Raw genomic sequence first — 15084 nt, 5'->3', positions numbered from 1 at the left:
ACCCCAACCTGGTCGCCGCCGGCGCCCTGCTCACCGCGATCCCCACCCTGATCGTGTACTTCGTACTCCAGCGCCAGTTCGTCAGCGGCCTCACCCTCGGCGCCAACAAGGGCTGACAGCCCTTCAAGTCACCTGTTTCCTGCTATCCCCGGAGTGCCACAAGTGAGCACCGAACGTCGCCTTCGCCTGCCCGGCATCGCCTACGGCGGCGACTACAACCCCGAGCAGTGGCCCGAGGACGTCTGGGCCGAGGACATGCGCCTGATGCGCGAGGCCGGGGTGACCATGGTCAGCGTCGGCATCTTCTCCTGGGCCCTGTTGGAGCCCGCGGAGGGCGTGTACGACTTCTCCCGCATGGACCGCGTCCTGGACCTGCTCCACGCGAACGGCATCTCCGCCGACCTCGCCACCCCGACGGCCGCCCCGCCCGCCTGGTTCTTCCGCGCCCATCCCGAAGCGCTGCCGGTGGACCGGGACGGCCGGACACTGTCGTACGGCAGCCGCCAGACGTTCTGCCCGTCCAGCCCCGCCTACCGCGAGGCCGCCCTGCGCATGGCCGACGAGATCGGCCGACGGTACGCCGACCACCCTGCGGTCGTCATGTGGCACGTGCACAACGAGTACGGCTGCCACAACGCGGAGTGCTACTGCGACCTGAGCGCGGCCTCCTTCAGGGGCTGGCTGCGAGCCAAGTACGGCGACGACCTCGCCGCCCTCAACCACGCCTGGGGCACCACCTTCTGGAGCCAGTGGTACTACGACTGGGAGGAGATCCTGCCGCCCCGCGCCACGGGAGCCGCCCCCAATCCGACCCACCAGCTGGACTGGCGCCGCTTCTGCTCCGATGAGCTGCTCTCCCTGTGCACCGCCGAACGCGACGTGCTCCGCCTCGCTGCGCCCGGCATCCCGGCCACCACCAACTTCATGGTGAACTTCAGCATCGAGGCACTGGACTACTGGCGTTGGGCGCCCGAACTGGACATCGTCTCCAACGACCACTACCTGCGCTCCAGCGACCCGGAGTCGGAGATCGACGTCGCTCTCTGTGGTGACCTGATGCGCTCTATGGCAGGCGGTCCCTGGGTGCTGATGGAGCACTCGACCGGCGCCGTCAACTGGCAGCCCGTCAACCGTGCCAAGACGCCCGGTGAGATGCGCCGCAACGCCCTCGCGCACGTCGCCCACGGCGCCGACGGCATCCTCTTCTTCCAGTGGCGCGCGGCCAAGGCGGGCGCCGAGCAGTGGCACTCGGCGATGCTGCCCCACGCGGGCACCGACAGCCAGATCTGGCAGGACGTCGTCCAACTCGGCGCCGACCTGCGAGCACTTGCCGAGGTCCGCGGCAGCACCACTCCCGCCAAGGTTGCCATCGTCTGGGACTGGAACGCCCGCTGGGCCATGGAACTGCCCTCCCAGCCCAGCGCCGAGCTCTGCTTCCAGGACCTGGTCAGGGACTGGTACACGCCGTTGTGGAAGGCCGGAGTGGCAGTCGACTTCGTGCGCCCCGACACCCCCGGCCTCGACCGCTATCAGCTCGTCCTCGCCCCCAGCCTGTACCTGGTCGACGACACGGGCGCGGCCAACCTGACCGGGTTCGTCGAGCGGGGCGGCACCCTGGCGGTGGGCTTCCACAGCGGAGCGGTGGACGAGAACTGCCACGTCCGCCTGGGTGGTTACCCGGGCGCCTTCCGGGAGATTCTCGGGGTGCGCGCGGACGAGCCCTTCCCTCTGCTGCCCGGCCAGTCGGTCGGCCTGGCCGGCCAGGTCCCGAGGGGCGCGACCGCCGACCTGTGGACCGAGCGCCTCCGGCTCACCGGCGCGGAGGCCGTCGCGACGTACACCGACGGTTCGTTGGCCGATGTCCCGGCCATCACGCGCCACGCCTACGGGAGCGGAACCGCCTGGTACCTCGCCACCCATCCGGACCCCGCCACTCTGGCCGCCGTCCTGCAGCGCATCGGCCAGGAGGCGGGCGTACGGCCGGAGCACGAGGCACCGGCCGGCGTCGAGGTCGTCCGCAGGCGCGGCGCCGACGCCGACTACCTCTTCCTCATCGACCACGCCGGCCACGGCGCCGAGATCCCCGCGGACGGAGTCGAACTCCTCACCGGCAAGCCGGTCGACGGCTCGGTCACGGTCCCCGAAGGAGGCGTGGCCGTGGTCCGTACACAACGGCTCACGTACTGGCAGGCCAGCACATAACGCCACACGTCATCGGGATACCAGGCCGCAGATCGTGGACGTGCACCCAGTGCCGGGCCGGTGCGCCGTCAGGAAAGGAGAACCGAACCGGACAGCCGAGAAACCGCGTCGGCAGCCGCCGGTCGAGATCCGCCTCCAGGAGCCGCACACGGGCTCGGACGTCCTCGCCCGCGAGGAACACCTGCAGTCGCGGACCCCAGGCGTGGTCGGTGGAGCGTACGGTGTCGAAACCCTGCACCTCCGAGCCGTAGCCGATCAGCGCCGCCGAGTACGCCACGCCCTGCAGCGCGGCGTCGAGGATCGGCGCGACGACCTGCCGGTGGAACAGCTCGGCCAGTTCGAGACCGGGAAGAAAGCGGCGTGTCACGCCCGCCACCCTGGCACACCCGCATGGATGGCAGCCAGCGGTATATTTCGGGACTATGGGTGACAGTTTTTATGTAGGAAATGCAGGCGTGGATGCACCGCTGGATCGAGGATGGATCCTGGGACATTTCAAGGGTGTCGACGACCCTCGTCACAGTCGGGCCGTGGAGGTCAAATGGGGTGTCCACCCGAGAGGTGACGAGCGGGCCGAGTGGGTGACCGGAGAAGAGCGAACCGCTCTCCTCGTACTTGTCAGCGGCCGTTTCCGGGTGGATTTCCCGACCGACAGTATCGTTCTGGAACGCCAGGGCGATTATGTGGTGTGGGGTCCTGGAATCGACCACTCGTGGTATGCGGAAGAGGAATCCATATTGCTGACGGTCCGGTGGCCGTCCGTAGCCGGTTATGCCGTCACGCGTGAATAATTCGCAACGTGCGGAAAGTGAATCGGCGTGGCGAGAGGGGGGCCGGGGCCTGACGCAGGCCCCGGCCGAGGGTGCCGTCAGCCGGTCAGCGGCGCGACGCTCACACGGTCGATGTCGGGCGCGTACGCGGTGGGGTTGCCGAGCGTGATGGTGTTGGTGCCGGCGTTGAGGGTGACCGGGACCGGCAGGTCCCACCAGCTCGACCAGCTGTAGTTGTTGCGGAACATGACGGTCGTGGCGGTGCCGTTGACGGCGATGTTCGCCGCCCTGGAGACCACGTTGGTGTTGTAGTTGCCGGAGCGGGAGACCTGGTCGTTGGCGTAGCGCACGTTCAGGACGTAGCGCCCGGCCGAGGCGGTGTTCACCTGGAAGGTGAGGGTGTTGCCGGAGCCGTTGCCGACATGGCCGACGTAACTGCCGCCGGAGGACCAGGAGTTGCTGGAGACGGCTGCCGTCCCGGCGCGGGTGGCGTTCTCGGCCTCGTAGACGGTGACGCCCGAGGTGTCGGCCGTGCCGGTCACGCGGAGGTCCCGCAGGGTCAGGCTGCCGCCACCCGGTCCTGCCGCGGTGATGTGGTTGTTGTCCGCCGACAGGTACAGGATCTGGGTCCTGTCGGTGAGGCTGCCGCTCGTCGAGGCGAGGGTGGACGCGGTGGCGCCGTCGTGGCTCAGGGTGCCGCTGCCGGTGGAGGCGTAGCCGGCGTGGACCGTGTAGTAGCCGTCGGTGGGGGCGTAGACGTCGAAGGCGGCCTTGTCACCGGAGCGCAGCACCACGGCGCCTGCGCCGCTGATGCCGGAGGCGCGGTAGTCGTACGACGGCGATCCTGTGATGTCGGCGTAGGTCGCGGGGTAGACGGGGTCCTGGCCGGGGGACGTGGTGAGGTCGATCTTGTCGAGGGTGACCTCGCCCGTGGTGCCCTTGGCGAGGGTCAGGGTGTGCGTGCCCGCGGTCAGGGACACCGGGGTGCGCACGGTGGACCGGTAGGTCCAGTTCAGGGTCGGCGGGTAGGTGATGGTCTTCGCGGTGCCGCTGTCGACCGTGAGGTTCTGGGTGGCCGGGGTGGCGGTCTGGCTCGACTGGTTGCCGTAGAAGATGTTCAGGTCGTACGTGCCCGTCGTCGGGACGCTGACTGTGAAGGCGACCTTGCTGGTCGACTGGTTGAGGCTGCCGACGTCCTTGGTGCCCGAGGTGGCGTAGCCGTAGGCGTTGGACACCGAGCCCTGGGTGTAGACCGTGCCGCCGGTGATGGCCGCGTTCTCCGCCTCGTACGACGCCTGCCAGGGCACGTCGGCCGTTGTGGGCGTGCCGCTGCCTGCGGGGTTGATGACGATGCGGTACGCCGCCATCGGGTCGAGGCCGGTCAGCGGGACGGTGATGGTGCGGTTGGCCCCGACCTTCCGCGTGCTGCGGGACAGCACGGTCGGTGTGGGACCCGCACCCTCGTAGCCGCTCCACGCGGTGCGTTCGACCGAGACGTTGACTCTGCCGCCGAAGGAGGGAGGTATGTGCTGGACGACGGTGTCGGCGGCGCCGGAGTTGCCGCCGCCGAGCAGCACCTGGGCCTGCTTACGGCCCTTGTCGAGGGAGCCGATGCCCTGCAGTGTGTCGATGACGTTGGACTGCGGCGGTGTCACCTTGACGGTCTGCCCGGTCAGGCCCGCGTACCAGCGCAGCAGCCACCAGTCGCCGTTGGGTATGTTGGTCTGGCTGACGTTGCCGTCCAGATTGCCTGCCATGTCCCAGTACGCCTGATAGGCGTAGACCTTGTTCCGTTCGAACATGGACATCCACTGGATCATCTGACCGGGGACGGAGAGGTCGCCGTACTCGTCGATGTTGACCGGTCTGGCGCTGATGTGGGCGTTGGTCTCAAGGGTCCGGTAGGCGGCCAGGTTCGACTCGAAGTGGGACAGCGAACCGGGGTCCAGTTCGTGCCAGGTGGTGATGTCCGGCAGCACGTTGTGGGCCTTGGCCCACGGGTAGAAGTCGCCCATGAGGCGGGCGTCGTAGTGCGTCTCGTTGGGCCCGGCGATCCTGGCGTTCGGGATGATCGAGCGGATCTTGCCGTAGACGGTGGTCCAGTCGCTTTCGAAGCTGCTCAGGGCGCTGTTGTACGTGGAAGTGGTGGAACTGCCCAGGCCGGTGTACCAGTTGGCGGCCGGGAGGGCCGTCAAGAGAGGGGGGGGAAGCCGAGTTGGCGGTCGGTCACGCCTCGCGTACCCCGGAACTCTCCCGGAGGACGAGCGCCGGGTCGGCCGGCGCCGGTGCGGATGCGGGCAGGTCGGTGTCGATCTGGGCGCGCAACAGCCCGAAGGCCGCGCGGCCCAGCCCCTGGAAGTCCATGCGCACGGTGGTGAGGGACGGGGTGACGAACTCGGAGTGCGGGGCGTCGTCGAAGCCGATGACGCTGACGTCCTCCGGGACCCGCCGGCCCGCGTGGTGCAGGACCCTGAGGACACCCAGGGCCAGGTCGTCGTTGCCGCACAGGATCGCGGTGACGTCCGGGTTCCGGGCGAGCTTCTTGCCGGCCTCGTAACCGGCCTGGGCGTCCCAGCCCTTGCCGGACGGGGCGGGGGGCGTGACGCCGGCCGTCTTCAGGGCCTGGCGCCAGCCCTCGGCGCGGGGTCCGGCCGAGCGCCGGGTCCCGGTCGAGGCGGGAATCGCCACGTAGTGAACGGTCTTGTGCCCGAGCGCGAGCAGATGCTCGGTGGCGGCCCGCGCGGCCTCACGGTCGTCGGCCCATACGGCGGGACGGTCGGGCTTGTGACCCCGGGGCGGTGCCTCCACGACCGCGGCGCACGGCACGTTGGCCGGGACGCGGGACAGCGCCTCGGCCCCGAGCTGGTCGAAGCCGATGACCACGATGCCGCCTGCGGTGTCGGCGGCTGCCGCGACCGCGCGGTCCAGGTCGTCCTCGGGTGTCAGCACCCGCACACCGAGCGCGTACCCGGCGGCGCGGGACGCCTCCTCCAGGCCCTGCAGGGTCGCTGCGTAGCCGTAGAGCACGGTGTTCGAGGTGAGGACCGAGATCGACCGGGTGACACCGCTGGCCAGGGCGAACGCGGTGGCGTTGCGCCGGAAGCCCAGGGTGTCGATGGCCTCCTGCACCCGCTTGCGGGTCTCCTCCTTCACGTTCGGATGGCCGTTGATGACCCTCGAAACGGTCTGGTAGGAGACACCCGCCGCCTGGGCGACGTCGCGGATACTGGCGGCCTTCTGCTGCCCCTGGGGGGACTCGGTGCGGCCGCCGGAGCTTGTGTGACCGGTCACAGACATGCGAGGATTGTGAGCGGTCACAACGTGGGCGTCAAGGGACCGTAACCGGGGAGTTGATCCTCAAGCAGATCCACCGGCACGGCGCACCCCTCACCGACCGGGCGTGAATCCCCAGCTCAGCCCCCACGAGCACCACCGCAGGACCGAACCATCCCGGAAGGGGAAAGTGTTGAGCGCTGCCGTAGCCGAGAGATCCCGTATCTGGGCGTGCCCGGAACTCGGACTGCATGCCGTCGTGGACGCCGCCGGGTCGGTGAGCCTGGGAAGACCGGATCAGGACCGGGCCTGTCTCGTTCCCCTGGTCGAGGTGACCGCCACCGGCCACGGCCGCCTGTGGTCGGGGGAGCGCTTCATCGAGACGGCCGTCGGCGAGCGGCTGACCTATCGCGGGCACGAGACGGTGCACGAGGACGGCCGGGAGCGCACGGTGATCCGCCTGACGGACCCCGTGACCGGCCTCGCCGCCGACGTCACCCTGGAGGCGGGCGCGGGCGAGGCCCGTACCGGAGCGGGTTTCCTGCGGACCTGGGTACGCCTGACCAACGAGGGCGACACGCCGGTCCGGCTGGAGAGCGTGACCACGCTGACCCTCGGCGGAATCACCGACGCAGACGGCTCCCTCGACGGGCTGAGCCTGCACTGGGCGGACAACGACTGGCTCGCCGAATGCCGTTGGCGCCAGTCCGCCTTCCGCGACCAGGTCGTCCCGCTGAGCAGGGCCGCACACGGCCACGAGGGCCGCGGCTGCTTCGAGCGGTACTCGCAGGGCAGCTGGTCCACCGGACGGCACCTGCCGCTCGCTGCGCTCACCGACCGGGACGGCGGCGCCTGGGTGTGGCAGATCGAGTCCAGCGCCGGCTGGCGCTTCGAGACCGGCGAACGCGAAGGCGCCGCCTACGTCGCCCTGTTCGGCCCCGACGACGCCCACCACCAGTGGCACCAACGCCTCGCCCCCGGCGAGGAGTTCACCACCGTGCCCGCCGTCCTCGTCCGCGCGGAAGGTGGCGGCCTGGACGCGGCCTTCGGCGCACTCACCGACCACCGCCGCCGTATCCGCCGCGGCCACCCGGACCACCGCGCGCTTCCGGTGATCTACAACGACTACATGAACACCCTCATGGGTGACCCCACCACCGAGAAGCTGCTGCCGCTCATCGACGCGGCGGCCGAGGCCGGCGCCGAGGTCTTCGTCATCGACGCGGGCTGGTACGACGACGACGCCCAGGGCTGGTGGGACTCCGTCGGCGCCTGGGAAGCCGCCCCCAACCGCTTCCCCGGCGGCATCCGGGAGGTGCTGGACGCGATCCGACGCCACGGCATGGTTCCCGGGCTCTGGCTGGAGCCCGAAGTCGTCGGCGTACGCAGCCCGTTGGCCCGCACGCTGCCGCCCGAGGCGTTCTTCCGGCGGGGCGGTGTGCGCGTCACCGAACACGGCCGGCACCACCTGGACCTGCGTCACCCCGCGGCCCGCGCCCACCTCGACGAGGTCGTGGACCGGCTGGTCGGCGAGTGGGGCGTCGGGTACCTGAAGCTCGACTACAACATCAACAGCGGCCCCGGCACCGAGAACGGGCACGAGAGCCCCGGCGCCGGACTGCTCGGTCATCACCGCGCCCACCTCGACTGGATGGGCTCACTCCTCGACCGGCACCCCGGTCTCGTCCTGGAGAACTGCGGGTCCGGCGGCCTGCGCATGGACTACGCGCAGTTGGCCGTGGCACAACTTCAGTCCACCAGCGACCAGCAGGACTTCCTGCGCTACCCTCCGATCGCCGCCGCGGCGCACACCGCCGTGACACCGGAACAGTCAGCCGTGTGGGCCTACCCCCAGCCGCACTTCAGCCTCGACGAGATCGGCTTCACGCTCACCGGCGCGCTCCTCGGCCGGATCCACCTCTCCGGCTTCCTCGACCTCATGAGTGCCGAACAGTTCGCCCTCGTCCGCTCCGCGATCTCCGTCTACCGGCGCATCCGGCCGGAGATCGGCGGCGCTCACCCGCTGTGGCCGCTCGCCCTGCCGGACTGGGAGGACCCCTGGATCACCCATGGCCTGCGCACCCGGAACGGCACCCTGCTCACCGTATGGCGCCGGGAATCTCCTGCCGGTGGCCCCGAGCCGCTCCCGGGCCGACGCCACGCCGACGGATTCGACCCCGCTGTCCACACCGTCCCCCTTCCCCATCTGCGGGGCAGCCACTTCGACCCGGTCGTGCTCTACCCGACGGTCTCCGACTGCGCCACGGAATGGGACACGGACCGCGGAGTTCTCACCGTCCGCCTGCCGCGCCCCAACACCGCCGTGCTGCTCCGGCTGGGTGCCGTGGGCTCGGAGTGAGCGGTGTCGGCGGTCGGCATCGACCCAAGCCCAGTGGCCGAGGTCGTCCAGCACTTCCTACGGCAGCCGCACCTCGACCCCACGGGAAGGATCACCCATGTCACCGGCTCGCACCAATCGCCGTACGGCCGGATCAGGAGCGAGCGGCGGGTGACGGACGGGGGCGGACTCTGTCGTACGAGGCCGCGGTGCCCGCCAACAGCTAGGCCACCCTGCGTCTTCCGGCGCTCTCTGGCGACTCCGTCCGCGAGGGGCGGACCCCGCCGGCCCACGTCGACGGCGTGCGGTTCTCGGGCACGCGGACGGTGTGGCGTGCTACCGGCTGCCGTGCGGCTCGTACCGCCTGACGAGCAGGGTTCGCTGACTCCCTGCTGCTCGACACGGCCAGGGGGACGGCGCACTCCCCGTACTGCCCCCACCTCCGCCTCGCCGCGAACAGCGCTTTGATCGACGAGGGGGTCGATGTCGCTCTGCCGTACTGGGGTTCCGCGCCGGATCTCGGTGCCGTCGAAGCCTCCGGCAGCACCGTCGCGGGCCCGTCTCGTCACTGAGCGGGCGGGCTCTCGGGGCGCGGCCGGTCCGTTTCGGACCGCCATGACGAGGTCGCCGACCGGAGGCCCTGGAAGCGCCGCGTCAAAAAACAAAGGCAAGGAGAGAGAACTCTCCTTGCCACTATCAACCTATAGCGCACTGGGGGGCTTGCCGCAAGGCCCCGGTCGCGGTGCAGAATCGTCGGCCGGTGGCACAACCTGCGGAAATGGGGGGACTCAGGGATGAGGACGCGAGGGAGCACGGCTGTCTCGGAGGTGTCGCGGTGACGGGGCAGTACGTGTTGGATCTTCAAGAGGTGGACGAGACACAGGTCGCGGTCGTCGGCGGCAAGGGCGCTCACCTGGGCGGGCTGTCGCGGATCGAAGGCATCCGAGTACCGGGTGGGTTCTGCGTGACGACGGACGCCTTCCGCCGGATCATGGCGGAGGCGCCGTCGATCGACGAGCGGCTGGATGAGCTGTCGCGCACGAACCCGGACGACCGGGAGGCGATCCGCACGCTCAGCGCGCAGATCCGCCGGACCATCGAGGAGACTGCCCTCCCGGGCGATCTCGCGGCGGCGATCACCCGCGCGCTCGGCCGGCTCGGCGGGCAAGCCGCCTACGCGGTGCGATCCAGCGCGACGGCGGAGGACCTCCCCACGGCCTCCTTCGCCGGTCAGCAGGACACGTATCTGAACGTCATGGGGCCGGCGGCGGTCCTGCAGCACGTCAGCCGGTGCTGGGCCTCGCTGTTCACCGAGCGGGCCGTGACCTACCGTCAGCGGAACGGCATCGATCACCGTACGGTCCACATGGCCGTGGTCGTGCAGCGGATGGCCTTCCCGCAGGCGGCCGGCATCCTGTTCACGGCAGACCCCGTCACGGGCCACCGGAAGGTCGCCACCGTGGACGCCGGCTTCGGCCTCGGCGAGGCCCTGGTCTCCGGCCTGGTGAACCCGGATGTCTTCAAGGTGCGGGACGGCGAAGTCGTCACCAGGACGATCGCCGCCAAACAGCGCGCCGTGCAAGCCCTGCCGGACGGCGGAACGCGGGAAGTGGCGATCGACTCGCAGCAGCAGGAGCAGCCGGCGCTGACGGACGCGCAGGTCGTCCAGCTCGTGCGGCTGGGACGACGGATCGAAGCGCACTTCGGCCGCCCGCAGGACATCGAATGGTGCCTGGTCGACGGTGGCTTCCAGATCGTTCAGAGCCGGCCGATCACCACGCTGTTCCCCATTCCCGAGACCGGCGACCAGGACAATCACGTCTACCTCTCCGTCGGCCATCAGCAGATGATGACCGACCCCATGAAACCCCTGGGCATCTCCGTGTGGCAGCTGACGGCCATGGCGCCCATGCTCGAGGCCGGCGGGCGGCTGTTCGTCGACGCCACCCGACGCCTGGCCTCGCCCGCGAGCCGTGCTGCCCTCCTGGACGTGGTCGGGAGAGGAGACCCGCTGATCAGGGACGCGCTGGAGACAGTCCTCGACCGCGGCGATTTTGTCCCGTCGCTCCCGGACGCCGGCCCCGGCGGGCCACCGGCCGGTGCCGCCTCCGCCCCCACCGAGGCTGATCCGGCAATCGTCACCGAGCTGATCGAGCGCAGCCGGGCGTCCATCGCCGCCCTGGAGCGCGACATCCGGACGAGGACCGGACCGGCGCTGTTCGACTTCCTGCTGGAGGCTTTCGAGGAGCACAAGCGAGTCCTCAGCGATCCGCTGAACATGCAGGCGATCATGGCGGGGATGGAAGCCACGTGGTGGCTCAACGACAAGCTTCAGGAGTGGCTCGGCGAGAAGAACGCGGCCGACACGCTCACGCTGTCCGCCCCCGGCAACGTCACGTCGGAGATGGGACTGGCGCTGCTCGACGTCGCGGACGTGATCCGCCCGTACCCGGAGGTGGTGGCGTTCCTGGAGGGCGTCGAGGACGAGGGCTTCCTTGACGAGCTGGCGAAACTCGCGGGCGGGACCGAAGCGCGCGACGCCATCGAGGCCTACCTCGATCGGTACGGCATGCGCTGCGTCGGCGAGATCGACATCACGAGGCCGCGCTGGCGCGAGCGCCCCGGCACGCTCGTCCCCGTGATCCTCGACAACGTCAGGAACTTCGAACCGGGCGCCGCCGAACGGCGCTTCGAGCAAGGGCGGCAGAAGGCGCGGAAGAAGGAACAGGACGTGCTGTCACGCTTGCGCGCCCTGCCGGACGGGGACCGGAAGGCCGACGAGACCAAGCGGATGATCGACCAGGTCCGAGCCTTCATCGGGTACCGGGAGTACCCGAAGTACGGCATCATCAGCCGCTACTTCGTCTACAGGCAGGCCCTGCTGGCGGAGGCCGAGCGGCTCGTGCAGACAGGCGTGCTCCCTGAGCAGGAGGACGTCTTCTACCTCACGTTCCAGGAGCTCCACGAGACCGTGCGCTCGAACCAGGTCGACGGCCGGCTCATCCGGCAGCGCAAGGACGCCTTCCGGTCGTACCACGCGCTGACCCCGCCCCGGGTGCTCACCTCGGACGGCGAGGCCGTCACCGGGGCGTACCGGCGCGACGACGTGCCGGCCGGCGCCCTGATCGGCCTGCCGGTCTCCGCGGGGACCATCGAGGGACGGGCCCGCGTCATCCTCGACATGGCACAGGCCGAGCTCGAAGCGGGCGACATCCTCGTCACGACCTTCACGGACCCCAGTTGGTCGCCGCTGTTCGTCGGAATCGCGGGTCTGGTGACGGAGGTGGGCGGCCTGATGACCCATGGCGCGGTGATCGCCCGGGAATACGGCTTGCCGGCCGTCGTGGGGGTCGACCAGGCCACCCGGCTGATCCGGGACGGGCAGCGGATCCGCGTCCACGGAACCGACGGGTACATCGAGATCCTGCCTTGATGCTCCCTCAACCGGTGTGAAGGACCCGAAAGCGGTCGGGCCGCGCCGGATCTCGGTCGACGACTTGGATCGGCGCCCCGGCCCACTGCCACACGCTGACGCCCGGCGTGCGGGAGAACCGGATCTGCCCGCGGGTGCCTTCGACCGCAACGCGCGGCCAGGATTCGGCGGTGCGCGCCCGGTCCGCGCCATGGGCACGCAGTACGTCAGCGAGGACGGCGATCGTGTCGTAGCCCTCGAAAGCCACGAAGGAGGGTGTTTGGGCCAGCCGTTCGCGGAGGGCCGTCCCGACTCGTACACCGAGGGGGCTGAGGCGCTCGGGCAAGTAGCGCAGGAACGGGATCGCGGCGCCGTCCTCGCCCAGCAGCCTCGCCCATTCGGCGAACTCCGGTTGGCCGGCCGGAGCACCGATCAGGATCTCGGCGAGGCGCTGGTCGTGGCGGACGGACTGGACGATCGGCACGGCCGGCTCCGGGTGACCGACCAGAAGAAGGAGGGCTGTAGCACGACGGTCGGCGAGTTCGTCGCACACGGCCGCGGGGGTGAGCGCGCTCATGTCGAGCTCGATGACGGTGCCGCCGCGTGATGCGAGGCACTCCCGCAGGACGCGGGTCCCGGTTGCCCAGTAGACGCTTGGCTGGGTTGCCACGGCGATACGACGGTGACCCGCGCCGAGGAGGAAGTCGGCGTAGGTCCGCCAGCCGCGCGACTGCGGTGGGCAGAGACGGGCGACCCACTGCGTCGGCTGTTCGGTGAGCGCGTCGAGAACCGCTGACGAGCACAGGAACGGCAGGCCGAGGGCGTCGGCCCTGGCGGCGGCGGCGCGAGCGACGACGCTGTGATACTCACCCGCCAAGGCGGCCACGCCCAGGCCGGCCAGTTCGTCCACGGCCGCCGCGGCCCTCTGGGGATCCGCCGCGGTGTCCCGGACCACCAGCTCAAGGGGCCTCCCCGCGATCCCGTCGGCGTGGTTGACGTCGCGAACCGCCGACTCGAGCCCGATGAGCAGGTGTTGGCCTGCTTCGACCCAGCCGGGCCGAGTCAGCGGGACGAGAGCACCGATCCGGACGGGTGATCCGTCAGCCCGCTCCGCTCCGGGCGGCGATGGTGGCGTGTTCATGCTTGCATCTGGGTGATCATGCCGGACATTGCATCCACCACCGTCGCCGACCGGCAACCGATTATCGTCACCTGCACCATCGTTGGCGGGTCGGGTAGATCACTGGGCGGGCTGGTCCAGGACTCCCTGCGGCAGTGCCACGTCGGCGGTGGCGGCCCAGCTGGCCAGCAGCCTGAGGGCGTCCTCGTTCGGAGAGCCGGGTTCCGCGGTCATGACGGTCAGGCTCAGACCGGGCTGTGCGGGCAGTTGCATGGCGTCGAAGGCGAGGGTGAGATCGCCGACGACGGGGTGGTGGAGGTGTTTGCGGCCGGTGTAGTGCAGGCGCACGTTGTGCTTGGCCCAGGCGGTGCGGAAGTCCTCGCTGCGGGTGACGAGTTCGCCGATGAGGTCGGTCAGGGGCTTGTCGTGCGGATTGCGTCCGGCTTCGGTGCGCAGCAGGGCGACCGTGTTCTGCATCGACTCCTCCCAGTGGAGGCCGAAGAACTCCCGGCCGCGCGGATCGAGGAACTTGAACCGGGCCATGTTCACCGGCGGCTGGTGCCCGCCGGCGAACAAGGGGGCGTACAGGGCGTAGCCGAGCCGGTTGCCGGCGAGGAAGTCCAGACGGCCGTTGCGGACGAACGCGGGTACGTCGGTCACGGAGTCCAGGACCCGGTGCACGCTCGGCGGGACCTGCGCCTGCTGGTGTAGGGGCCGGCGGCGCCGGTGCGGCGCGGTGTTGGCGGCGCGGGCCAGGTCGTTGAGGTGGTCGCGTTCGGCCTCGTCGAGCCGGAGTGCCCGCGCGAGGGAGTCCAGCACGGACTCTGAGACGCCGGACAGGTTGCCGCGCTCCAGACGGACGTAGTAGTCGACGCTCATCCCGGCGAGCATGGCGACCTCTTCACGGCGCAGACCGGGAACCCGGCGATTGCCGCCGTAGGCGGGGAGGCCTGCCTGCTGCGGGGTGATCCTGGCCCGGCGTGAGGCCAGGAACTCCTTGATCTCGTTCCTGCTGTCCACGCCTACCAGGCTAGGACCACCGTGCGGGACCTGGGGGGTACTGCCGTTACCTGGAAAAGCCCTACCTTCTCCCGCTGTGTGACCTGCGTTTTCATCGACGGTGGACGCATGAACGATCGATACGAGGAGTTGTCCGCACCATGGCCGAGCAGACCGCCCCGCGAGCCCTGGCCGCCGTGGCCCCCAAGCTGGTCGAGCTGACCGACGAGGTCCTCTTCAAAGACGTGTGGGAGCGTGCCGGGCTGTCGCCGCGTGAGCGCAGCCTGATCACCGTCACCGCGCTCGCGGCGCTCTACCGGACCGAGCAGCTCGGCTTCCACCTCAAGCTCGCCCTGGACAACGGCCTGAGCAAGGAGGAGCTCGGCGAGGCCCTGACCCATCTGGCCTTCTACGCCGGCTGGCCCACCGCCATGACCGCCGTCACCCAGCTCAAGGGCATCGTCGAGGAGTCCGAGGGCCCCGCCGCCTGACCCGACCGGCCGCACGGCCATCCCCGGCGCGTCCCTGCTACCGTCGTTCCGCCGCGCTCACCGAATACCGGGAGTACCCGGGCCGGGACCACGGCACCGCCTTCCATGACGGCCGGGAAGCCGTCGCCGACGACGCCCTCGACTGGGCCCTGCGGACGCGGCAAGCCGCACACTCCTCCTGGCCGGGGGTTCAACCCCGGTGGACTTCCACGGGTGTTGCCGGCGAAGAAGCCCACCACCGAGGCGGCCAGCACACTGGCCGTGTGGCGGGTGCGCCTTCCGGCGACCGGATCGGCGGAGGGTCGGGTGGTGGGTACCGGCGACGACACGGAGATCTCCCAGGACGAGTAGCGGTGTGGGGGACCGGGCGGTGCTGCCGGAGCGTGGCCGTCGTGGGCGACAGCGGCCCTTGATGCCGCACGATGCGGCGCTTGTGCCACCCGGTCACTACCGAGGAAACCGCTGCTCCAAGCGGCGCG

The 15084-nt window shown here is 70.1% G+C and carries 11 protein-coding genes and 1 pseudogene; 7 read left to right on the top strand and 5 right to left on the bottom strand.

Going from position 1 to position 15084, the window contains the following annotated elements:
• Both LJ657_RS39390 and LJ657_RS39385 read left to right on the top strand, forming a co-directional pair.
• Positions 1-116 (top strand): annotated as a pseudogene (locus LJ657_RS39390) (carbohydrate ABC transporter permease); the annotation flags it as partial.
• Positions 117-162: 46 nt separating this feature from the next.
• Positions 163-2202: a beta-galactosidase gene (locus tag LJ657_RS39385; protein ID WP_232654491.1), complete on the top strand. Its 2040-nt coding sequence runs from the start codon at positions 163-165 to the stop codon at positions 2200-2202.
• Here the strand turns inward: LJ657_RS39385 and LJ657_RS39380 are convergent.
• Positions 2177-2569 carry a hypothetical protein gene (locus tag LJ657_RS39380; RefSeq protein ID WP_232654490.1) on the bottom strand — a complete coding sequence of 131 codons (393 nt, stop codon included), beginning with the start codon at positions 2567-2569 and terminating at the stop codon, positions 2177-2179. The two genes, LJ657_RS39385 and LJ657_RS39380, sit on opposite strands and share 26 nt — an antisense overlap.
• 55 nt (positions 2570-2624) lie before the next feature.
• Between LJ657_RS39380 and LJ657_RS39375 the strand changes: the two genes are divergently transcribed.
• Complete coding sequence (locus LJ657_RS39375) at positions 2625-2993, top strand: signal peptidase I (RefSeq protein WP_232654489.1); 369 nt, start codon at positions 2625-2627, stop codon at positions 2991-2993.
• A gap of 77 nt (positions 2994-3070) precedes the next feature.
• Here LJ657_RS39375 and LJ657_RS39370 read toward each other — a convergent pair whose 3' ends face one another.
• Entirely contained in the window at positions 3071-5167 is a 2097-nt protein-coding gene (locus LJ657_RS39370; RefSeq protein WP_232654488.1) for a CBM35 domain-containing protein, read from the bottom strand.
• A gap of 31 nt (positions 5168-5198) precedes the next feature.
• Positions 5199-6269, bottom strand: a complete 1071-nt coding sequence (locus LJ657_RS39365; RefSeq protein ID WP_232654487.1) for a LacI family DNA-binding transcriptional regulator — start codon at positions 6267-6269, stop codon at positions 5199-5201.
• 166 nt (positions 6270-6435) lie between these two features.
• Here LJ657_RS39365 and LJ657_RS39360 point away from each other — a divergent pair, with 166 nt between their 5' ends.
• Entirely contained in the window at positions 6436-8604 is a 2169-nt protein-coding gene (locus LJ657_RS39360; RefSeq protein WP_443735574.1) for an alpha-galactosidase, read from the top strand.
• Positions 8605-9418: 814 nt separating this feature from the next.
• Positions 9419-12016 (top strand): rifamycin-inactivating phosphotransferase, encoded by a 2598-nt coding sequence (rph, locus tag LJ657_RS39355; RefSeq protein ID WP_232654485.1) that lies wholly within the window; start codon positions 9419-9421, stop codon positions 12014-12016.
• Between the two features lie 7 nt (positions 12017-12023).
• Here the strand turns inward: rph and LJ657_RS39350 are convergent, their stop codons facing one another.
• Both LJ657_RS39350 and LJ657_RS39345 read right to left on the bottom strand, forming a co-directional pair.
• Entirely contained in the window at positions 12024-13136 is a 1113-nt protein-coding gene (locus LJ657_RS39350) for an ABC transporter substrate-binding protein (protein ID WP_232654484.1), read from the bottom strand.
• Positions 13137-13235: 99 nt separating this feature from the next.
• On the bottom strand, positions 13236-14135 hold the full coding sequence (locus tag LJ657_RS39345; RefSeq protein ID WP_232654483.1) for a helix-turn-helix transcriptional regulator: 900 nt from the start codon (positions 14133-14135) through the stop codon (positions 13236-13238).
• Between the two features lie 140 nt (positions 14136-14275).
• On the opposite strand from LJ657_RS39345, the gene LJ657_RS39340 reads away from it, so the two are divergent.
• Complete coding sequence (locus LJ657_RS39340) at positions 14276-14605, top strand: carboxymuconolactone decarboxylase family protein (RefSeq protein WP_232654482.1); 330 nt, start codon at positions 14276-14278, stop codon at positions 14603-14605.
• Between the two features lie 213 nt (positions 14606-14818).
• Positions 14819-14956: a hypothetical protein gene (locus LJ657_RS39335; protein ID WP_232654481.1), complete on the top strand. Its 138-nt coding sequence runs from the start codon at positions 14819-14821 to the stop codon at positions 14954-14956.
• The last annotated feature ends 128 nt before the right edge of the window (positions 14957-15084 follow it).

This window comes from Streptomyces guryensis (assembly GCF_021261325.1).
GTDB lineage: Bacteria > Actinomycetota > Actinomycetes > Streptomycetales > Streptomycetaceae > Streptomyces > Streptomyces guryensis.
Note: the sequence above shows the minus strand (reverse complement) of the source record. Positions and strands in the feature narration are given on the sequence as shown.